Source organism: Myxococcus sp. AM011 (assembly GCF_013372595.1).
Taxonomy (GTDB): Bacteria; Myxococcota; Myxococcia; order Myxococcales; family Myxococcaceae; genus Myxococcus; species Myxococcus eversor.
Genome location: NZ_JABXEM010000212.1, coordinates 1 through 21197 on the forward strand (window position 1 = coordinate 1; position 21197 = coordinate 21197).

The following is a 21197-nucleotide window of genomic DNA, read 5'->3' on the forward strand; positions in this document are numbered from 1 at the left end:
CCTCGGGGCGAGCCTGGCCCTCGCGCATCGTCCAGTGCGGGCCCCAGCCCCCGGACGCCGCCCGCGGGACTGCCCCTCATCGGTGACGGGATGGAGCCGGACGGCCCGGAGCCCACCCGCATCTGGCGCACCCCCGTCTCCGACACGCCGCGTGAGGCCGGAGCCCTGCCCCGGGGCGCGCACTCACTGCCGGACACTTCGTTCATCCCCCGGAACAGCCCCCAGGACGCTCCCGCGTTAGGCTCCCGCAGTCCTTCGGCGGAGCCGGAGCCCACCGGGGACGTGCTGGAGACGCCCCTTTCCACGCTGGATGACGAGGCCGCGCCCATGTCCTCTTCCTCGCGCATCACTTCCGGCTTCGGCCAACTGGCCCGGCTCCTCCTCAAATCCCCCTCGGGAGTGCCGCGCGCCATGCCGCAGGTCCCCGAGGGCGGCGGGCTGGCGGGCCGTGGGAAGGGCGACGCCTTCCGGACCGAGGGCACCATCCCCGGTGGCCATCCCACCCTGGGCGGCCAGGAGCGGGCGCCGGTGCGCAGGGTGGCGGAGCTGATTCCTCCCGGGCTCGAGAAGGTGGCGGGCCAGGAGGAGCTGGGCCTGCGCTTCGGCTCGGACGCGGCGCTGCTGGCCCAGCACCTCAAGCCCTCGCAACTGTCGAGCAGCGAGCGCGCCACCCGGCTGTGGGCCTTCTTCGCCGCCTACGCTGAGACCGCCGTCGCCCAGCCGTCCCAGAAGGAGGGGCAGGAGGCCTTCCGTGACTCGCTCAAGGCCCAGGGCTTCGCGGAGCTGCGCGACGCGCGCACCGGCCAGGACGGCGTGACGCAGGGCCTGTGGGTGCTGAATGCCGGGACGCCCGAGGAGGCCCGCGAGCGGGTGGCCACCGTCCGGCTGGAGCCGCCCCCGGAGGTCCGCCACTCAGAGGCCGCCGTCCGCAAGGAGGGGCTGGCCGAGGGAGGGCTCGCCATGCAGGCCCGGGGACCAGACACGCTCCGGGGCGGCCCCGCGCCGCTGGAGTTCCGGGCGTCCGAGTCCGAGGAGTCCGAAGACCCGCCCCAGGATTCCGACGGCCGGCGCCGTGCCTCGGGCAAGCGGCTGGGGCCGATGATGCTCTGGAACGTGCTGCACCGGTTCCGCTCGGAGCCCGAGGACGGGGCGGTGGCGCAGGGGCAGTGGGACAGGGTGGCCTTCGGGGCCATGTTGGCCCTGGTGGGCATCGCCCTCGTCGTGCTGGCGCTCGTGAGCCTCTAGGCAGAAGGGCCGGGGAGACGACCTCGCGGCGGAAAGTCCTCGGCGTTGGCCGGCTTGTGGTACGTTGCCGCACCCATTGGCAACCGACGACCTTACACTCGTCAAGCGCGTCCGGAGCGGCGACCAGCGCGCCTTCAAACTCCTCGTCGAGCGTTACCAGCGCAAGGTGTACGCGGTCGCGCTCGGCATGCTCAAGGACAAGGAGGAATCGATGGACGTCTCCCAGGAGGCGTTCGTCAAGGTCTACAAGTACCTGGACCACTTCAAGGGCGACTCGTCCTTCTACACCTGGCTCTACCGCATCACCGTGAACATCTGCATCGACGTGCTGCGCAAGCGCGGAGGCGGAGGCGAGGTGGTGGAGTTCGACGAGAACCAGGCCATGGACCTGTCCGAGGCGCGCATCGGCGCGCTGGGCAGTCGCCTGGGCACCAACCCCCAGAAGAGCGCGCTGCGACGCGAGCTGGCGGAGAAGATCCAGGAAGCGCTCGCCACGGTGCCCGAGAAGCACCGCGCCATCCTCCTCCTCCGGGAGATTGAGGGCATGTCCTACGAGGACCTGGCCCGGACGCTCGATATCCCCAAGGGCACGGTGATGAGCCGCCTCTTCCATGCCCGGGCGAAGGTCCAGAAAATCCTGAGTGAATACCTGGAGTTGGACGAAGCGAAGAGCGGAGTGGGCAGCGAATGAAGGGCCCTCGAATATCTGAGGGACCCCCGCGTCACAGCGTTCGCAGCTTCCACCACCGAGCAGGGTGAAGGTTATGGCCGGAAATCCCGCATGTGAGCGTTTCGTCCCCATGCTCTCCCCGTATGTCGACGGGGAGCTGACCCCCGCGGAGCGGGTGAACGTGGAGCGTCATCTCGGCGCGTGCCGCGATTGCACGGGGCGCGCGGCGGACCTGCGGGCCGAATCGGGCCTGCTCCGGGTCGGCCTGGACATGGCGGTGGATGACGTCGACTTCAAGGACTTCGCCCAGAAGGTCATGGCGCGAGTGACGCCGGAGAAGCCGCCCCTCCTGGAGCGGCTGAAGCTGGCGCTGTCTGAAATGTTCCTCTACCAGCGCACGGCGATGGTCTCCTCGCTGGCGACGGCGGCGGTGCTCGTGCTGGTGGGGCTGCCGCTGCTCCTCAGCGACAGGGCCCCGGTGGGTTACGGCGCGGAGCGGATGACGGTGAAGTCCATCCAGCCCTACCAGGACGCCCGCGTGGCGCCGGTGGTGATGGAAACCGATAACGGTGGCACCATCATCTGGCTGGTGGATGAAGAGACGCAGGACGGCTCCCCGTCGGAAGAGGACGAGGAGCTGGAAGAGGACATTGGCGGCGGGCTCCGCGGCAAGGGCAAGGGGCCCAAGCCCCTGGGCAAGCCGAAGACCGACGTGGAGCGCCCCTCGGGAGGTCCCCTGTGAGAAGAAACGTGTCGTCCGGCCGGCTGCTGCTGGCCGTGCTGGGTCTGGGCTTGCTGATGCCGGTGGTGGGCCGGGCCCAGGAGGAGCAGAAGGTCAGCGTCCAGGTGGAGGTGGTGCTCGCCTCCAAGAAGGGCTCGGAGGTGGAGCCCCCGGAGCTGGCGAAGATGAAGGAGCAGTTCGAGAAGCAGAACTTCAACTTCACGTCCTTCAAGCGCCTGTCCAACGACAAGCTGGAGGTGGGCGCGAAGACGGCGACCGAGGTGAAGCTGCCCAACGGCAGCAACGCGTCGCTGCTCCTGCTGGGCATGAAGGACGGCACCGCCACGGTGCGCGTGGCCATTCCGCGCCAGCCCACGTTGGACGTGGAGCTGGGCCGTCAGGGCGCCGTCTACCAGAAGGCGGGCAAGTACGTGGGCGGAGAGCTCATCCTGGTGCTCTCCCCGCCCTCGAAGTAGCCCGCCTGGGGCGGGCTTGCCGGGCCTGACGGCTCAGGCGGCCCGGTCCACTTCCAGCGCCACATCGCTGAAGTCGGCCTCGTCCACCTCGAAGGGCTCCTCGACCTCCACCTTCGCGGCGGGGGCGAGCGTGGCGCGTCGCGGCTCCGTCTGGTCGGCGCGCTCGTGCTCCAGGTGGATGCGCAGCCCGTCGAACATGGTGTCGAAGGCCGCGTAGATGCGGTCCACCATGGCCAGTGCGTCATCGCGCACCGCCGGCGCCAGCACCATGGCCTCCAGCTCCTCGGCCAGCTGCTGCTCGAACATGGCGTGCTGCTGTTCGGCCTGCATGTGGTGGTCGGAGAAGTACTTCAGCTTGTCGTCCGCGCCCTGCGCCGCGCTGATGACGGCGGTGCGGCTGAAGAACACGTGACTGGTGGACTCCAGCGCCCACAACAGGACGATGCGCAGCCGGTCATCCACCGAGCGGTACACCTCGCTGATGATGGAGTACGCCGCGTCGCGCGTCTTCGCGTGGGCCTTGCCGTAGAGCGTGCCGATGCTCAGCGAGCCCCCGGTGAGCTGGGCGATGTCGTCCTCGAACCACTGGTCATGCCCGCCTTCTTCCGCATGGTGATGCGTGGCGAGCTCCTTCAGGTGAGCGTCCTGGATGAAGTGCGCGTTGAGGCGCAGCACGTCCTGGAACGTCATCACCCAGAAGGTGAGGCGAGGCGCGAACGCCATCACCTGTTCTATCGGTCGGTCCTGCTTCAGGTCCGCGAAGAAGGGGTGTGCGGCGAACCGCTCCTCGCACACCGCGATGTGTTGGAGCACGGCCTTCATGGATGTCCCTCCCGGATGCATGTCTCCGCGCGGCCCAGGCGGAGTGTCTTTAGACGACGCCCAGGTCCGAGTGGGGGAGCCACGCGGGCCTGGAGGCCTGCGATGTGCGCTACCAACTGATGTTGTACGTACAGGCCCCATCTCCCCGACGGCGGCAACTCTTGGGGTCATGTTCAATACGCACCCAAAGCGAATCCTTGGGACGGAACCTGTCCGTGATTGCCTCCAGGAGCCCGTAGTCCAGGTCGCACGGATAGGGATTGTCGCAGCGCATCCTCGCGTTGCGCTTGTCCACCGGCTCGTAGTGGTAACCCCCGATATTGCCCTTGCCCCGGTGATTCATCTTGTACGCCAGGTCCACCGCGCGCAGCCCTTTTTCAAGGGTGTCGATGTCCGGGGGGAAGTGCGCGCTGTCTGGAATCTTCCGGCCAATCGTTCGCACCGTGCTGGGGCCAATCTTCTCGAACACCAGGCTGAAGGATTTCAACAGCGATGGCATCGGGTACCACGTCTTCGCCTCCAGGGGCGTGATGCCGTTCTCAGCGAGGATTCGCAGCGCCCGGGCCTGGGCCAGCTCCATTCCGTTGACGATGGCGAGGATGGACTGTCCGACGATTTCGACGCCCTGGAAGGCGGCGAAGGTGGGCGGGGCGGGATGGACTGAGGGAGGGGTCTTCAATTCCATACGTGGATGACCTCGCGATGCGGTGCCATGCATTGAAGCCGTTTTCTCAAGTCTTTTCAAATTGACTGATATGTTTAAACTTTTCCGCTGGCGTGAATACGTTTTACATTGGGGGTAGGGCTGACCCATGTCTTGATGTCTCGTGTGAGGTTTCAAACACTCGCGTGGGAGGATTGGGGCGCGGGTGTGCGGATGCGGGTGGGCGTGACAGGTCGTGCGGAGATCGCAGTCCGGACTGAAAAAATGGCAGTCCTGCACAAAGCGCGGAGCCGGTGCGGGCGGCTGATTCCAGTGAAGTCGCGGGGTTGAGCTTCGGCACGTGGGTTGCTTTTGGGCTGGGGGCAGGCGTGCGGCGGTGGCGGGTCGGTGTGGTGGCGCGGTGCATCCCTCATCCTTGGAGAAGAACCATGGCGAAGACTCAGCGGAGTGGTGGGCAGGTCATCCGTCGTAAGGCGCGGCAGGTGAAGGCGACGACGGCTCGGGCGGTGTCGGGCGCTGGGAAGCACGCGCGCCAGGTGCAGGTGACGCTGGGCGACCTCATCGCGGCGGCGTTCGACACCGTGGGCGGCGAGGTGAAGAAGGTGAAGCAGGTGATGTCCTCCACGGACATGACGCTCGCCACCGGCAAGCACATCGTCTTCGTGGGCTGAAGAAGAGCGCGCGGACGGCGCCACGGCGAGTGGCGCTCAGGGTGGGGGCGGCGAGGGGAGCGGACTGCGTGAAACGCATCATCATTCCCGGACGCAACTGCTGGACGGTGGAGGACTCGAGCGACGGTGGCGTGCTGGTGGACGGGCGCGACTACTATCGGGAGCTGTACCGGGCGGCGAAGAAGGCCCGTCGCTACATCGCGATGACAGGTTGGCAGTTCGACAGCGACGTGTCCTTGCTGCGGGGCGAGGACCTGGAAGAAGCGCGCGGCGGCGAAGTACGGCTGCTGCCCATGCTGGATGCGCTGTGCCGGGCCAACCCGGAGCTGCACGTCTACATCCTGGCGTGGGACTTCAGCATGTTGCTCGCCATGGAGCGCGAGTGGATGCAGCACCTGCTGTTCAACTGGACGACGAACGAGCGCGTGAAGTTCCGCTTCGACGCCTCCAGTCCCCTGTATGGGGCGCATCACCAGAAGCTCGTCGTGGTGGACGGCGTGCAGGCCTTCACGGGCGGCATGGATGTCTGTGATTGTCGGTGGGATGACCGCGAGCACCGGCTGGGCTCGACGCTCAGGTGTGACAGCGGCAGAGACCCTCACGGTCCCTACCACGACGTGCAGGCCGTGCTGACGGGCCCGGTGGTGGAGAGACTGACGGAGCTGTTCGAGGCGCGCTGGGCGCACTCGGGCGGGGGTGAGCTGCACCTGCCGAGGGTGGCGCGCGACGACGTGACGTTCTCGTCCAGCGTGCCGGCGCCGCCAGGGCCGGTGGCCATCAGCCGCACGTTCGGCAAGACGCTCGTGCCGCCGCAGGAAGCGGTGCAGGAGGTGCGCGCGCTGTTCCTGGACGCCATCGAGGCGGCTGACCGGTTCATCTACATCGAGAACCAATACTTTTCGTCGCGGGCCATCTTCCAGGCGCTGGTGAAGCGCTTCCGCGCGTCCGGACGTCCACCGATTCAGGTGGTGCTGGTGCTGCCACGGCAGCCGGAGGCCCTGAGAGAGCAACTGGCCATGGGCATCGCCCAGGTGCGGCTGCTGCGCACGTTGGAGAAGGTGGCGAAGGAGACGGGCAACACCTTCCGGGTGTACTGCTCGGCGGGGAGAGCCCCGGAGACGGGCGCGGACGTCTACACGTACATCCACTCGAAGGTGATGGTGGTGGACGACCGCTTCCTCACGCTGGGCTCGGCCAACACCACCAACCGCAGCCTCGGCCTGGACTCGGAGCTGAACCTGAGCTGGGAGTCGGAGGAGGAGGGCGACGCGGTGTCGCTCGCCATCCGCCGCGTCCGCCTGTCGCTGGTGGCGGAGCACGCGGGGCTGTCGGGCGTGGAGGAGCTGCTGCCGCTGGCTCGCGCGGAGCCGGCGTGGGTGGACTGGCTGGACGCGGTCGCGAGCGCGGGCCTGCACCGGCTGCGTCCGCACCCCTTGGAGACGGTGTTCGACCAGAGCCCGCTGCTCAAGTCGCTGGAGCCGGAGGAGCTCGTCATCGACCCGGAGGACTCCGTGCTGGACGAGTCCCTCTTCGAGGCGCTGCGCGGCGCGGAGGACGGGCTGTTCGCCTCGGGCATCCGGCTCCTGTCTCGCTGGCTGGTGGGCGCGGCGGAGGAGCGGCCCCACCGCGCGATTCTGCCCGCGGGCCCGGATGACGAGGGCGGTCGCTGCGGCTGAAGGCCGCCCTCGCGAGCGGGGTTGCCCGGAGAGCGGAGGAGCGTGGCGGGGGGGCACCCGTGAGGCGGGTGTGCCGAGGCTCGGCAGTGTCACCCACACCGTGAGGCCCAGTTGCTTCGCGGGAGCACGGGGCCGGGTAGACTCGGGGGACGATGACTGGCGCCCCCCTTCTCGTCCTCTTCGCACTCGTCTCCAACCAGAGCTCCAGCATCTCCGAGGAGGGGCCAGAGCCCTCCGGACAGGACACGCCCGTGTCCGCGGCGCGCCTGGATGAACCCGCGCCTCCAGGCAGTCGCGTGGGCGGCGAGGGCTTCGGTTTCAGCGGCCAGCTCGAGGCCGGTGGCCTGAGTCTCCCCTCCGGAACGCCGGACGGCGGGCAGGATTTGTTCATCCGGGTGTACCCGTCGCTGGGGCTGACGAAGGGAGACTCCTTCGTGCTGCGCCTGGGCGCCAACCTCCGGATGCGCATGGTGGACGAGGAGCCCAAGCAGGCGGACGGCGACTACGGCGCGCGCCTGCGCCGCGAGGACTGGGACGAGCTGAGCGATATCGGCCAGGTGGTGCGCATGCTGCGCATCGGCCAGGAGGGGCAGTCGACGCTCTACCTGCGCGTGGAGCCCTTCGTCGACGAGTCGCTCGGCCGGGGCTACCTGATGGGCCGCTACAGCAACGTGTCGTCGCCGGACTACCACCCGGCGGGTGGCGCGCTGACGATGGTGAAGGGCCCGGTGCGCGCGGAGATTCTGGCCAGCGACGTGCTGGGCGCGCGCATCTTCGCCGGTGAGCTGATGTTGGATTTGGGCCGCGCGGCCAGTGATGACGCGGGCAAGTTCGACCGCTACCTCTTGCGCCTGTCCGCCGCGCACGACGCGGCGAAGGCGGGCGGCGAGACGCCGAACATGACGTTGACCTCGGTGGGCGGCGATGTCGCGCTCTACAAGGGTGAGCGCCTGCGGGCGTGGGCGCTGCTCGCCGGTGGCGCGCGCTTCGCGGAGTCGCACTCGCCGGCCGTCGGTGGCCTGTTGGGCGTGGCGATGGAGGGCCAGTTGGAGAGCGGCACGCAGCTCAGCTTCACGCTGCAAGGGCGCAAGCAGGGCGGGCGCTTCCGCTTCGGCATGTTCGGCCCGGACTACGAACTGGGGCGCTTCTCCGGCACGGGCCTGGCGGAGCAGCCCATCGCCGACGAGGAGCTTCCGGACGGCTTCGCCGGCTACCTGGAGGCGTCCATCGCCAAGGGCAGCGCCGACACGACGCTGCTGTTGGGCAGCCTGGCCGCGCAGTACCACGGCTTCGGCCGCACGGACCTGGATGTGTCAGCGGGCTTCGAGCTGCCCGGAGGCCGCACCCGGGCCCTGGCGCGCGCGGTGCTGACGGCGCTGGGGGACAGGCCGCGCTACTCGCTGGGCGTGGAGGTCCGCCAGCGGTTGATGAACCACCTGTACGCCTGGGGCTCCGGCGGCACGGTGCACTTCCCGCAGGCGGATGGGCAGTTGGTGCGCGGCGTGACGGCGGGCATGGGCGTGGGCGTGGACTTCCAGCGCTGAGCGTTCAGGTCTCCAGCGGCAGGGTGACGCGGAAGGTGGAGCCCTGGCCCACCTCCGTGTCCACCGAGATGTGGCCCCCGTGACGCTCGATGATGTCGCGGCAGATGTAGAGCCCCAGGCCCAGCCCGCCGAAGCCGGAGATGGGCGCGTTGCGCGCGCGGAAGAAGCGCTGGAAGAGGTGCTCGCGCTGGTCCTCGGGGATGCCGATGCCCGCGTCCTTCACGGATATCCGCGCCTGGGCTCCGTCGCGCTCCAGCGTCAGCCGGACGACGCCCCCGTTGGGGCTGTACTTGAACGCGTTCTCCAGCAGGTTCGTCAGCACCTGCGCCAGCCGGCCCCGGTCTCCCTTCACCATGAGCGGCTCCGGCGGCGCTTCGTACTCCAGCGTGTGTTGATGGCCGAGCGGGCGGGTCTCCGCGAGCACCTCGTTGGCGAGCGCCTGCAGCTCCACGGGCTCGCGGCGCAGCTCCAGCCTGCCGGCCTCGATGCGCGTGGCATCCAGCAGGTCGTGGATGAGCACGGACAGCCGCGTCACCTGGGCGAGCGCCTTGTCCACGTGGTGCGGCTTGGGAGTGTGGCCCGCGGCGGACTGCTGCTTCATCATCTGGAGGTGCAGCTTGAGCGGCGTCAGCGGCGTCTTCAGCTCGTGGGCGGCGATGGACAGGAAGTCGTCCCGGACGCGGATGGCCTCCTGCGCTTCCTTCAGCAGCCGCTCCCGCTCCTGGCGCGCGCGGTGCTCCGCCGTCACCTCCACGACGACGGCGCCCAGGCCGACGATGCCACCGCTCGGGGTCCGTACCGGGTAGTAGCTGACGCGCCAGTGCCGCAGCTCGTCGGGCGTGGCGGGCACGTGTCCGGACATCTCCATGTCGCTCAGGGGGATGCCGGTCTTCATGACCTGGAGCATCAGCGGCTCGAAGGTGGAGGCCATATTGGGGTTCATCTCCCGCACCGTCCTGCCCAGCTCCTGGTCGCGCTTGCGCCCGTGCAGGGACGCCAGGGCGTCGTTGATGCGCAGGTAGCGCAGCTCCCGGTTGATGAAGGCGAGCCCCACGGGGGCGTGGTTGAGGAAGGTGTCGAGCAGCGCGAAGGACTCCTCGGCACGCTCCCGCGCGTTCTGCTCCGCGACGAGCAGCCGCTCCCGCTCCACCTTCGCGCGGCGCTCCTCCGTCACGTCGCGGTAGCTCCACACCCGGCCGATGACCGCGTCGCCCATCCGCTGGGGCAGCGACGTGCTCTCGAGCAGGCGGCCGTCGCGCAGTTCGATGGTGTCCACGGTGACGTCCTCCGAGAGGATGAGCTGGTTCTGGATGCGCGTGACGAAGCGCTCCGGGTCCTTCGCCAGCGGCGCCGCGAGTTCGAGCGCCCGTTGCGCGACACGTGACTCCATCACCTCGTCGCTGAGTCCCCACATGAGCTGGAAGCGCTTGTTGTAGGCAATCATCCGCTGGTCCGCGTCCACCACGATGACGCCGTCCGCGATGGAGTCGAACGTCGCGCGCAGCACGGAGTGGGTGTGCTCCAGCCGCTCGCGGGCCAGGCGCTGCTCCGTGACGTCCACCATCAGCCCGCGCAGCCGCATTGGCTGGCCCTCCTCCGAGACGGCCGTGACGTGGGCCCGCATCCAGGCGATGCGCCCGTCGACGGCCAGCATGCGGTACTCGAACTCGTGAGGACGCCCCTGCCGCCAGGCGCTCAGGCACGAGGAGAGGACCTCCGACCAGTCATCCGGATGGACGTGCCGCGCCCAGAAGTCCGGCTGGCGCAGCCACTGCTCCGCGGGGATGCCCAGGAGCCGCTCGGCCTGTCGGCTGACGAAGGTGAAGCGGAACTCGGCGTCGGCCTCCCAGACGATGCCGTCGATGCTGTCGATGAAGTCCTCGTAGCGCTTGCGGACGCGTGACAACTCCGCGGTCAGCGCGTCTCGCGCCACCTCCTCGAGCCCCAGCGTCTGGAGCCTCGCGCACGCTCCCAGCAACTCGTCGTCGTCTCCATGCACGGCCAGCACCAGGGCGCGCAGCCGCTGGCTCTCGCCGCTTCCCTCGCCCAGCCCCTGTCCACCCGACAGCGCCGCTTCCAGCGCGCGGGTGAGCCAGGGCATCCGGGCGAGCACCTCGTCCGCCGCTCGCCCTTCGACGTCCCCCTGCTCCCAGCCGGCGGACAGGGTCAGCACCGAGTCCATCCAGACGATGTGATTCGCCGCGTCCACGATGAGCGCGGCGTGGAGGCTCCTGCCCACCTGGAGAAGTCGCTCGAGCGCGGGCACGGGACTCGCCGGAGCGGCGGCGTCCGGCCTTGCCTGCCCCTCCCGCATGTCGCCCTTCGTCACTCGCGCCACCCCCTGCGGCATGGCCGCCCGCTCATTCCCAAACATGGGACTCGTCCCAGTGGCGGGAAAGGGTCGCTTCGCCCCTTGGTGCCTGCTTGACTACGGCTGTAGTCAGGCGTACTTGTTCCGTGACTACAGTTGTCGTCAGGGGATGGTCATGAAGAAGCCGGTGGGTGAGCAGGAGCTGTCGGTGCTGCGGTACGTGGCCGAGCACGGGCCCGCGACGGTGGGCGAGGTGGTGGAGCGCTTCGGTGAGCCCCAGGGGCTGGCGCGTTCCACCATCCTGACGGTGATGGAGCGGCTGCGGCTGAAGGGCTACCTCACGCGGCGCAAGGTGGACGGCGTGTACCAGTACGCCTCGCCGGTGCGGGAGGGAGAGCTGTTGCGGGACGTGGTGGGCGACTTCGTCCAGCGCACGCTTTCCGGCTCGCTGTCTCCGTTCGCCGCGTATCTGTCCGACGCGGACGATGTCTCCGACAAGGACCTCGCGCAGCTCCAGGATGTGGTGGCGCGGCTTCGCTCGAAGAAGCGGAAGGAGTAGCCCATGCGGACCGGATGGCTGATGGAAGTGGCCTCGGGGTTGGCTTCGTGGCCGGAAGGTTTGTGGCGCGCGTCGTGGCAGGGCGCGGTGTGCGCGGCGCTGGTGTGGGGGCTGACGCGCGTGTGGACGCGGATGCCGGCCTCGCTGCGCGCGGGCCTGTGGTGGTTGGTGGCGCTCAAGTTCGTGGTGTCGCTGGGCGGGCCACGTCCGCTGGCGCTGCCGGTGTTGCCCGCGTCGCTCGCGTTCCTCTCGGGGCAGACGGAGGCGAAGGCGCCCGTGGGCTCCGAGCGCGTCGAGGGTGGCGCGATGGGGACGTCGCTCGGCTCGACGGAGCGGAGTGCCGTCGTGGCGCGGTCCACCGGTGCGGCGCATGTGTCGGTGGGCGAGCGTGACACGCACGTGGGGAATCTCGGGATGGTGGGCGGTGAGGTCCACTTCGCGCCGGTGGGGCAGGGCGCGTGGGTGGCGCGTGAAGAGCCCTCGGGGCAGGCCACACGGAGGTCGAGCGCCGAGCCTCCGGGACAGGTCACCCGGGTGTCGGGTGCCGAGGCCTCGGGGCAGGGTGTCGGAGCCGTGAACGGCTCGCTCCTGTCCGGGATGCGTGAGCTGGCGGTGGGCTGGAAGCAGGTCCTGGTGTTGTCGCTCCTGGCGGCGTGGGTGATGGGCGTGGCGTGGCAGGTGCGGTCGCAGGCGCGGAGCTGGGCCTTGATGCGGCGGTTGCGGCGGAGTGCGCGCCCGCTGGTGCACCCGGTGCTGGAGGCCGAGGTCCTCGAGTTGTCGGAGAGCGCGGGACTGCGGCGGGCTCCTTCGTTGCTCGTGTCGGACGTCGTCGCGAGTCCGTTGGCGACGGGGCTGTGGTCTCCGGTGGTGGTGCTGCCGGCGAAGGCGGTGCAGCGGCTTCCCGTGGAGGGGCTGCGCATGGCGCTGGCGCACGAGGTGGCGCACCTGAAGCGCGGTGACTTGTGGCTCGGCTGGGTGCCGGCGCTGGCGGAGGCGCTGCTCTTCTTCCATCCGCTCGCTCGTCGTGCGGCGCGGGAATACGCGCTGGCCCGCGAGGAGGCGTGTGACGCGGAGGCGCTGCGGCTGACGGGCGCGGAGCCCGCGGATTACGGCGAGCTGCTGCTCGCCTTCGGAGTCACCCGTTCTCATGGGACCGCCGCCGCGCTCGGTGCGTCCGCTCACGTTCACGCGTTGCACAGGAGGTTGAGCATGCTGGAGCACGTCGACATCGGTTCCTCCCGTTCTCGTCGTTGGTTGAAGGTGACGGTCTCCGCGCTGGGGCTCGTGGCCCTGGTTCCCTTCCAGGTCGTCGCGCGACAGGAGGCGGCGCCCGAGCAGGAGGCGGAGCCGAAGCAGGAGCGCGCGTCGAGCACGACTCCCGCGTCGGCGCCCATCGCGGAGCCACGTCCTGTCAGCCCGACATCGCCCGACAATGCCCCGTCAACGACGGTGACCTCCAGGAAGCGGGGCACGGTGCGCACCGGGACGATGGACGCGGCGACGCCCGCGACGCCGATGCCCGTGACTCGACCGAGTCCCGTCGCACCGGTGGCGCCGATGGCTCCCGTGGGTGAGCGCCCTGTCGCGCCGAAGCCGCCGCTGCCTCCCGTCGTGATGGCTCCTGTCGCGCCGAGGCCCATGCTGGCCATGGCCCCAGTCGCGCCACGCCTGGCGGTGAGCGGTGTGCTCGCTGTTCCTCCGACGCCGCCCACGCCCCCGGCGCCTCTCGATGACGACGACGACTCCGGCTACGTGCTGCTGTCAGGCGACAAGGCCACGATGAACGGCAGCACGGTGGACCTGAAGCTCGCGAAGATGTTCAAGGACAAGAACGGCGGCGAGCTGCTCTACGTCCGTCGCAAGGGTGAGGCGTTCATCATCCGTGACGCGGCCACACTGAAGGCGATGAAGGACGCCATGGAGCCCATCCGGGTGAAGAGCCTGGAGCAGGGCGCCATGGGCTCGCGCATGGGGGTGCTGGGGCAGGAGCAGGGCAAGCTGGGACTGAAGCAGGGCAAGCTGGGCGTGCAGCAGAGCGAGCTGGGGTTGCAGCACGCCGAGCTGGCCCACAAGCGCGCCGGGTTGCATCTGGAGTCCAATCGCCTGGACTCGCTCCCCGAGGCCGAGCGCGAGCGTCGTCAGGCGGAGCTGGACAAGCAGGAGGCCGCGCTCGACAAGGAGATCGACGCCCTCGACGCGAAGCAGGAGGAGCTGTCGAAGCAGCAGGAGGAGCTGAGCCGCGAGCAGGAGAAGCTCGGCAAGCGACAGGAGGAGATGGGGCGCGAGATGGAGAAGGTCCACAAGCTCCACGAGTCCGACATTCGCGACTCGGAGCGGAAGATCCAATCCGTCATCGACGAGGCACTGCGCAAGGGTCTGGGCCAGCCGTTGCCCACCTGATGACGGTCCGCGTGGGGACTCGTGTCGCGCGGGCTGGCGCTCCTCTAGCTTGAGGAGCCCGTCCTCTGCCGGAGGTCCCCATGAGCCTCGCCGCCGCCCCTCGCAGCACTCCCGTCGGTACGCTGGAGACCGTCATCCAGCGGGTGAAGCAGGGCTCGCGAGCGTGGGTGAAGCTCGGGATTCCCGAGCGGCTCTCGCTGCTGGAGGAGCTCAGTCGCGGCTACATGGCCATCGCCGAGCCGAGCGTGCGCGCGGCCTGTGAGGCGAAGGGAATCGACCCCGACGGTCCGCTGGCCGGAGAAGAGTGGCTGGCGGGCCCCATGGTGGTGGTTCGCAACCTGCGCCTGCTGGCCACCTCGCTGCGAGACATCCAACGTCACGGTGTCCCGCGCATCCCCGCGTCCCGGCTGCGCACGCTGGAGGACGGAAGGCTCGCGGCGCGCATCTACCCGATGAACGCGCTCGAGGGGATGCTGTTGCCCCGCACCGAAGGGGAGGTCCACTTCCTCCCCGGAGTCACCGCGGACAATCTCCGCGAGCACCAGGCGTCCTTCTACCGCAAGCCGCATGACGGACGGCTGTGCGCGGTGCTCGGTGCGGGCAACGTCAACTCGATTCCTCCCGCGGACTGTCTCTACAAGCTCTTCGTCGAAGGCGCCGCGTGCGTCCTCAAGATGAACCCGGTGAACGCCTACCTGGGGCCCATGCTGGAGCGGGCCTTCGCGGCGCTGGCGCGGCGGGACGTCTTCGCCGTGGTGTACGGCGGCGCGGACGAAGGCGCGGCGCTGGTGGGGCACCCGGCGGTGGATGAGGTCCACATCACCGGCAGCGATAAAACCCATGACGCCCTGGTGTGGGGGCCGCCCGGCCCGGAGTCGGACGCGCGCCGCGCGCGCAATGAGCCCTTGCTGCGCAAGCCGTTCACCAGCGAGCTGGGGAACATCTCGCCGGTGGTGGTGGTGCCAGGGCCGTACACGGAAGGGGAGCTGCGCTTCCAGGCGGACAGCATCGCCGGCATGGTGTCCAACAACGCGTCCTTCAACTGCAACGCGGCCAAGCTGCTGGTGCAGCCGAAGGACTGGAGGCCGCGCGCGCACCTGGTGGATGTGGTGGAGGCCAGCCTGGGCAAGGCGACGGTGCGACGCGCGTACTACCCGGGCGCGGACCAGCGCTGGCGCCAGTTCACCGAGGGCCGTCCGCGCTTGCGGCAGGTGGGCCACGCGGGCGTGGGCGAGCTGCCCTTCGCGCTGATTCCAGACGTGGACCCGAGCCACGCCGAGGACCGGGTCTTCCGTCACGAGCCCTGGTGCACGGTGCTCTCGGAGACGGGGCTGCCCGGTGGAGACGACCCGGTGGCCTTCCTTTCGAGCGCGGTGTCGTTCCTCAACGACAAGGTGTGGGGCACGTTGAACGTCACCCTCGTCATCCACCCGCGCTCGCTGAAGGACACGGCCGTGGCCGCCGCGCTGGAGAGGGCCATCCGCGAGCTGCGTTACGGCACCGTGGCGGTGAACACGTGGCCCGCGGCGGGCTATGCGCTCGTCTCGTTGCCCTGGGGTGGGCATCCGTCCTCGACGGCCCGGGACATCCAGAGCGGCCTGGGCTGGGTGCACAACAGCCTGATGCTGGAGCAGGTGGAGAAGTCCGTCCTGCGGGCGCCGCTGACGAGCCTGCCCGTCCCGCCCTGGGTCCCGGGGCACCGCAGCGTGGGTGACCTGGGGCGGCGACTGGTCCAGTTCGAGCGGTCTCCGTCCTGGCTCAAGATGCCGGGTATCGCGGCGGCGTCGCTGCGTCGCTGAGTGTCGCGGATTCGCTCTCCCAGCAGGGGCTCGGGGGGGCCTGTCCCCGGGCTGCCGAGGCCCGTGAGCCCGTGATAAACCCGGGGCATGTCATCGACGCATGCTCGGGAAGGCGGACGGTTTCTCCAGGTGGGCCAGCCGCAGGAGGCGGTGAAGAGTTTCCAGAAGGGGCTCGCCATCGACCCGGCCGACGTGGACTGTCTGCTGGGGCTGGTCCGGACGTACCTGAGCACGGGCGCCGCGGGCGACGCGGAGGCCGCGGCGTTGCGGCTCTTGAATGCGAAGCCGGACCATGCGGAGGGGCAGGCGCACCTCGCCATGTTGAGGGCGCAGGCGGGCAACGCGGATGCGTTGGAGGCGCTCAAGGCGTTGGCCGCGGCGCCCACGTCGGGCTACTTCGAGCGCTTCAACCTGGGCGGCCTGCTGCTGGACCGGGGTGACTTGAATGGCGCGAGGGCCGCGTATGAGTCCGCGCTCCAGGTGTCGCCCGACAGCGCGCACACGCACTTCGAGCTGGGGCGCATCCACCTCCAGCAGGGCACGCCGAGCGCGGCGGTGACGCACTTCCAGAAGGCGGCCGAGGGCGCGTCGCAGGAGGCGATGCCGCTGCTGATGTTGATGCGCGCGCACGCGGCGCAGGGCTCGCTGGGGCTGGGCATCCAGGCGGGTACGCAGGCCTTGGACAAGGCGCAGGGTGGCTTGCGGCGCGCGGTGCTGGAGGACCTGTTCAAGCTGTACCTGTCGGCGGGAAGTCCCGAGGGTGCGAAGCGCTCCGCGCTGGAGTTGCGGCAGGTGGAGCCGAACCACGTGAACTACGTGTACATGCACGGCCTGGCGGTGATGAGCGCGGGCAGCTTCGCGGAGGCGAAGGCGCTGTTCGAGGAGGCGCTGCGATTGGCGCCCCGGAGCTGGCAGACGTTGCATGCGCTGGCGCAGATGCATGGCGCGCTGGGTGAGCGCGCGGAGTCACGTCGGCGGCTGGAGGAGACGGTGGCGCTGGTGCCCACCGAGCTGGGGCCGGTGAATGACCTGGCGCTGCTCCTGATGCAGGACGACGAGCATGCTCGCGCGAAGCCCATCCTGGAGCTGGCGCTGGCCGCGCATCCGGAGGATGCGACGACGCACCTGAACATGTCCGTGGCCCTGTTCCTGACGGACCGCGCCGCGTGCATCCACCACGCACAGCGCGCGCAGGCGCTGGGAGAAGGCGTCGTCCGCGAGCAGGCCGAGCGGCTGTTGAAGACGCTGACCGAGGGTTGAGAGCTACACCGGTGTGAACTTCACGCCGGTGGTCTTGATGCGCTCCAGGGCCTGCTTGATTTCCTCGGAGACGATGAGGGCCAGGTCCCAGCCCGCCGTGCGGAAGACCTTGGCATCGCCGACCTTCGTGACGTCGATGCGAAGGTCGTTCACCGCGAAGTATTGGCCGACCTTCTGAGGCATCCCGTCCCCTGGTTCCCAGAACTGGACCTTGGACGCCTGTTCGTCGATGCAGTGGATGAGCCGGGTGGCGACCAGGATGAGGTATTGGTCCGGATGGCCCTTGATGCTGACGGGCACGGTCTGCACATCGTCGGGAGCCAGCTCGGAGACGAGGGTTGCCACCTTGACGTGGACGATGGGCGCGAGGCCCACGCCCGCCAGGGAGAAATCCAGCGCTTTGCCCTGCTCGTCGATGGGGATGCTCAGCGGACCTTCAACGCGGACAGTCCGCCCGCCCCTGAACATCCAAGGGTCTTCCACCTCTTGTCCGCGAGAGTCCTCGGCATCTCCCAGGTACCAGTTCCCGGCCTGGACATCCTCGGCCATCCTGAAGAAGCGACTCGGCATGGGTGTTTCCAACCGCTACCTTCCTTGCGTCACGAGCTTGTTGAGGTCCGTGCCTCGGGTGGAGACTTCCTTGGCCAGCTTCTGGAGTGCGCGTGTCAGGGCCTCACGGCATTCCTCCACCTTGCGACAGTTCGCGGTGGCACCGTTCAATTGGTCGAAGACGCGCTCGTGATACGCCTGGGGATGAGGCCCTTTGTGTCCCTCGAGGGGGACGATGTTCTCGGAGTCCTTCAGCTCCATCCCCGCCTTCCTGAAGATTTTCCTGAAGCGTGGCGTCCAGGGGCCGCCGCGTACGGTGGAGGGGCCGGAGTCGTCTTCCGTGAAAGGCTTGTGGACAAGAGAGGTCCCAGAGCCTGTATCCAGGCGGACGACCCGGCTCGTCGAACAGCCAGCACCGACGAGGAGGAGCCCCAGCCAGAGGGCCCATTGCGCGCGCATCATGCTCTCCGGTTCCCTGTGGATTTCCTGCCCGATGCCTCGGCGGTTACCGGCCGAACAGTCCCCAGCGTTTGGGCGGCTTGCCGCCCTGTGCGCGAGACAGGCGCTCTCCGAGGATGCGGCTCATCTCCAGCGCCACGCCCGGGTTGGCCATGACGACGCTGCGGAAGTCCTCGCGGCCCACCGCCGCCAGCTCGCAGGCCGTGGCAGTCACCGCCGTGGCCGTGCGCGGCTCGCCCGTCAGCAGCGCCAACTCCCCGAAGAAGCCTCCTGGCTTCACCGTGGCCACGGCCTGTCCCCCCGTGTCCTTGAGCTGCACCTCGCCCGCGAGCACCACGTAGAAGCTCTCTCCCGCGTCGCCCTGCCGGAACAGCTCCGTGCCCGCCGGACGCTGGAGGTGCTCCGCGCCGCGCGCCACCGCCTCCAGCTCCCCCGGATTCAACGGCGCCAGGAAGTCCACCTTGCGCAACGTCGCCGCCAGCGCCGCCGCGCCCGTCGTACCCACCGGCTCCGCCGTGAGGAACGTCACCGCGTCCGCCAGCTGTGCCCGCCGCGCGACGAGGATGATGGTGTGCCCCGCCTTCAGCACCGTGCTCCCATCCGGCAGCGCCGCCCGGCCCTGCGGGTCCACCATGCCGATGAAGATGCACTCGCGCGGGAAGCCCTCCATCGCCCGCACCTGCGCCACCGTCTGCCCCGCGACGCGCGCACGCAACGGCAACGCCAGCTCGAACAGCACCGTGTCGCCATCGCCCAGTGGCAGCGAGCCCGCCACCTGCGGGAAGTCGATGGCCGTGGTCATCTTCGCCACCACCACCTCCGCCTCCGCCACCAGCTCCTTCACGCCCGCCAACCGGTAGGCCTCGCGGTAGCTCGTGTCGAGCATGCGCACCATGATGCGCGCGGGAGACATGCTGCGCACCAGCATGGCGAACGCCAGGTTCTCCGGGTCCCTCGCCAGCACGCCCGCCGCCACGTCCGCCGAGGCCACGCCCGCGGCTTCCAGCACTTGAGGACTCGTCGCGTCCCCGCACACCGCCACCACGCCCACCTCCTCGAAGAGGCGCGTGCAGATGCTTGAGTCCCGCTCGATGACCGTCACGCTGTGTTGCTCGGCCACCAGCCGGGACGCGAGCACACTTCCCACCCGTCCCCCTCCCGCGATGACGATTTTCACGACGCCTTCCTCCCGGGCTCCGCCACCGGCTCGTCGCCGTGCGCTCCGTGCAACACCTTCTCCAACATCAGCGTCCGTTCATCCAACTGCGCCAGCATGTGCTCCGCCGTCGTCTCGGGGATGAGCCCGCTCCTGCGCGCCACCTGCAACGCCGTGCGCTCCGCGTCGATGAGCCGCCGTCGCAGGGCGATAAGGTCCCGTGCCCCCTGCGCGAGATGATGGTCATTGAGCCGCCGCAGCTCGCGCTCCGCCCGCGCGATGCTCACCTGATACTCGCTGCGCAGGTGGTCATACGCGGCCCGAGGCACCATCCCCTGCTCGTGCAGCGACGCCAGCTCCTGGTGCGCCGCGCGACTGGCGATGAGCCGGCCGCGCTGCTCGGACATGGCCAGCGCCACCTCGTCCTGCTGGAACAGGCCCAGCCACTTCAGCGCGTGGGTGAGCACCAACCCCTGACCCACCAGCGACACCAGCGTCACGCCGAAGGCGATGGCCACCAGCTTCTCGCGACCCGGCGTCGTCTCCGGAAGACCCAGCGCGAGTCCGATGGAGAGCGCGCCCTTGATGTTGCCCACGATGAACACGTGCTGCCAGCGCGGTGGAACGGCCTCCGCCGGCCGGATGAGCCGCAGCAGCAAGAAGGGCCCGTAGATGGCCACCGCGCGCCCGCCCAGCACGCAGGCCACGGCGATGGCCGTCTCCGGCAGGTAGCCGCTGAGCGTCTCCGGCCTGGTGGTGAGCCCCACCGCCAGGAAGAGGAAGGTGTTCACCCCGAACGTGGCGTACTCCCAGAAGGAGTGGATGGCCACCCGACTCTGCGGGGACACGTCCTTGCGCAGCCCGACACCGACGGCCAGTCCCGCGACGACGGCGGAGATGGCACCCGACAGGTGAATCTGCTCGGCGACCACGAACGAGGCCAGGGCCACGGCCGTCGTCACCATGATTTCGGCCAGCGGGTCCTCGGTGCGGCGGATGACGAAGGCGCCCAGCATGCCCACCGCGAGCCCCACCACCGCGCCACCCGCCGACGCGAGCAACACCCGCGCGGCCAGCATCGGCAGGGACGGCGCCGCCGCTCCCGCCACCACGCTGGCGATGGCCGCGTAGGCCACCAGCGCCGTGCCGTCGTTGAAGAGGCTCTCGCCCTGGATGATGCCGGACAAGCGCGGCGGCACCGGGGCGCGACGGAACGCGTAGAGGATGGAGACGGTGTCCGTCACGGCCAGGAGCGCGCCCAACAGCAGCGCGGGCCAGATGGCCAGGTCCACCAGGTAGTGCAGCGCGGTGCCCGTGGCGCCAATGGCCAGCACCATCCCGAGCGTGGACAGGATGAGGATGGGCAGGGCATTGGCGCGGATGCCATTGAGGTCCGCGGTGATGCCTCCCTCGAACAGCAGCGCCGGCAGGCAGACGAGGAACACCACCTCCGGGTTGAGGGGTGGCACGCCGGGGAGCAGGTTGCCCACCGAGATGAGCAGGCCTCCCACCACGAGCGCCACGTTGTAGGGCAGGTTCGCCCGCTTGGCTGCGATGGCCAGGACGATGGCCGCCACCATCAGTCCAATGACGAGAGGCATCTCCAAGTGCACGGCGCGCAGTCTTCCAGAACGGAAGAGCGAGGTCACGACCCCCTCGCGCGAACCGTCATGTCGCCCGTGGGCTCGGCTAGCGTCTCACGCGGAGGATGAGGTCCTTCTTCGGCCCGCAGTCCCCGCGCCCGTCGCAGTTGCTGGTGGTGACGTACAGGTGGCCGTCCGGACCCATGCTCACCTCGCGCAGCCGGCCGTACGTGTCGCGCAGGTACACCTCGTGGCGGGCGACGCGGGCCGGGTTGTCCGAGGCGAACTCCACGCGGTGCAGGTGGCGTGAGCCCAACGTCCCCACCAGCAGCGAGCCCTTCCACTCGGGGATGGCGGTGCCGGTGTAGAGGGCGGCGCCCCCCGGAGGCATCGCGTCCGCGAACGTGAGCGAGGGCGTCACCCAGCCCTCGTGAATCTCGCACGAGTAGATGCCGGGCCAGCCCAGGTTGCTCCCGGGGCGCGCGATGCTCACCTCGTCATGTCCTCGGCGCATCGTCTCGCCGCTCGGGCCGTGGTCCGTGACGTACAGCGTGGTGGCATCCTTCCAGTCCCAACCCTGGAGGTTTCGGATGCCGGTGAGGAACGCGGGGGAGTGGGGGAAGGGGTTGTCC

18 protein-coding genes and 1 pseudogene are annotated in these 21197 nt (G+C 69.4%); 11 read left to right on the forward strand and 8 right to left on the reverse strand.

Annotation, left to right across the window (positions count from 1 at the left end; translation table 11 throughout):
• From HUW62_RS34090 to HUW62_RS34105, 4 genes are all read left to right on the forward strand, one after another.
• A partial coding sequence (locus tag HUW62_RS34090) for a hypothetical protein (RefSeq protein WP_368670539.1) occupies positions 1-1245 on the forward strand: 1245 nt, incomplete at its 5' end.
• A 76-nt stretch (positions 1246-1321) separates the two neighbouring features.
• Positions 1322-1936 (forward strand): RNA polymerase sigma factor, encoded by a 615-nt coding sequence (locus HUW62_RS34095; RefSeq protein WP_163864158.1) that lies wholly within the window; start codon positions 1322-1324, stop codon positions 1934-1936.
• 73 nt (positions 1937-2009) lie between these two features.
• The gene (locus HUW62_RS34100; protein ID WP_163864157.1) at positions 2010-2657 is read left to right on the forward strand and encodes an anti-sigma factor; all 648 of its coding nucleotides are present in this window, start codon (positions 2010-2012) and stop codon (positions 2655-2657) included.
• Complete coding sequence (locus HUW62_RS34105) at positions 2654-3112, forward strand: hypothetical protein (protein WP_163864156.1); 459 nt, start codon at positions 2654-2656, stop codon at positions 3110-3112. Before HUW62_RS34100 ends, HUW62_RS34105 begins: the two co-directional genes overlap by 4 nt.
• Before the next feature lie 33 nt (positions 3113-3145).
• On the opposite strand, the gene HUW62_RS34110 is transcribed toward HUW62_RS34105, so the two are convergent.
• Together HUW62_RS34110 and HUW62_RS34115 are read right to left on the reverse strand one after the other, a co-directional pair.
• Positions 3146-3934: a hypothetical protein gene (locus tag HUW62_RS34110; RefSeq protein ID WP_163864155.1), complete on the reverse strand. Its 789-nt coding sequence runs from the start codon at positions 3932-3934 to the stop codon at positions 3146-3148.
• A gap of 109 nt (positions 3935-4043) precedes the next feature.
• Complete coding sequence (locus HUW62_RS34115; RefSeq protein ID WP_163864154.1) at positions 4044-4619, reverse strand: hypothetical protein; 576 nt, start codon at positions 4617-4619, stop codon at positions 4044-4046.
• Between the two features lie 407 nt (positions 4620-5026).
• Between HUW62_RS34115 and HUW62_RS34120 the strand changes: the two genes are divergently transcribed.
• The 3 genes from HUW62_RS34120 (at position 5027) to HUW62_RS34130 (ending at position 8489) form a co-directional block, all read left to right on the forward strand.
• Positions 5027-5269, forward strand: coding sequence for a chaperonin (locus HUW62_RS34120; protein WP_163864153.1), 243 nt, complete (start codon positions 5027-5029; stop codon positions 5267-5269).
• 68 nt (positions 5270-5337) lie between these two features.
• Positions 5338-6945, forward strand: coding sequence for a phospholipase D-like domain-containing protein (locus HUW62_RS34125; RefSeq protein ID WP_176436800.1), 1608 nt, complete (start codon positions 5338-5340; stop codon positions 6943-6945).
• Between the two features lie 152 nt (positions 6946-7097).
• Positions 7098-8489, forward strand: a complete 1392-nt coding sequence (locus HUW62_RS34130) for a hypothetical protein (RefSeq protein ID WP_163864151.1) — start codon at positions 7098-7100, stop codon at positions 8487-8489.
• Positions 8490-8493: 4 nt separating this feature from the next.
• Here the strand turns inward: HUW62_RS34130 and HUW62_RS34135 are convergent, their stop codons facing one another.
• On the reverse strand, positions 8494-10839 hold the full coding sequence (locus HUW62_RS34135) for a PAS domain-containing protein (protein ID WP_255203805.1): 2346 nt from the start codon (positions 10837-10839) through the stop codon (positions 8494-8496).
• A 136-nt stretch (positions 10840-10975) separates the two neighbouring features.
• Here HUW62_RS34135 and HUW62_RS34140 point away from each other — a divergent pair, with 136 nt between their 5' ends.
• The 4 genes from HUW62_RS34140 (at position 10976) to HUW62_RS34155 (ending at position 16818) form a co-directional block, all read left to right on the forward strand.
• A complete protein-coding gene (locus tag HUW62_RS34140) occupies positions 10976-11359 on the forward strand; it encodes a BlaI/MecI/CopY family transcriptional regulator (RefSeq protein WP_163864150.1) in 384 nt (127 codons plus the stop codon).
• Between the two features lie 3 nt (positions 11360-11362).
• Positions 11363-13759, forward strand: coding sequence for a M56 family metallopeptidase (locus tag HUW62_RS34145; protein WP_255203806.1), 2397 nt, complete (start codon positions 11363-11365; stop codon positions 13757-13759).
• An 80-nt stretch (positions 13760-13839) separates the two neighbouring features.
• Positions 13840-15558 (forward strand): aldehyde dehydrogenase family protein, encoded by a 1719-nt coding sequence (locus tag HUW62_RS34150; RefSeq protein WP_176436801.1) that lies wholly within the window; start codon positions 13840-13842, stop codon positions 15556-15558.
• Between the two features lie 87 nt (positions 15559-15645).
• Positions 15646-16818 (forward strand): tetratricopeptide repeat protein, encoded by a 1173-nt coding sequence (locus HUW62_RS34155; RefSeq protein ID WP_176436802.1) that lies wholly within the window; start codon positions 15646-15648, stop codon positions 16816-16818.
• Positions 16819-16821: 3 nt separating this feature from the next.
• Here HUW62_RS34155 and HUW62_RS34160 read toward each other — a convergent pair whose 3' ends face one another.
• The 5 genes and pseudogenes from HUW62_RS34160 to HUW62_RS34180 all read right to left on the reverse strand — a co-directional run.
• A complete protein-coding gene (locus HUW62_RS34160) occupies positions 16822-17388 on the reverse strand; it encodes a DUF1629 domain-containing protein (protein ID WP_163864146.1) in 567 nt (188 codons plus the stop codon).
• Between the two features lie 15 nt (positions 17389-17403).
• Positions 17404-17688, reverse strand: a pseudogene (locus tag HUW62_RS34165) (AHH domain-containing protein); the annotation flags it as partial.
• A 184-nt stretch (positions 17689-17872) separates the two neighbouring features.
• Positions 17873-19003: an NAD-binding protein gene (locus HUW62_RS34170; RefSeq protein ID WP_163864144.1), complete on the reverse strand. Its 1131-nt coding sequence runs from the start codon at positions 19001-19003 to the stop codon at positions 17873-17875.
• Positions 19000-20595, reverse strand: a complete 1596-nt coding sequence (locus HUW62_RS34175; RefSeq protein ID WP_368670540.1) for a cation:proton antiporter — start codon at positions 20593-20595, stop codon at positions 19000-19002. The genes HUW62_RS34170 and HUW62_RS34175 overlap by 4 nt, the downstream gene beginning before the upstream one ends.
• Before the next feature lie 76 nt (positions 20596-20671).
• Positions 20672-21197, reverse strand: a 526-nt coding sequence (locus tag HUW62_RS34180; RefSeq protein WP_176436803.1) for a PQQ-dependent sugar dehydrogenase, incomplete at its 5' end; no start/stop codon positions are given.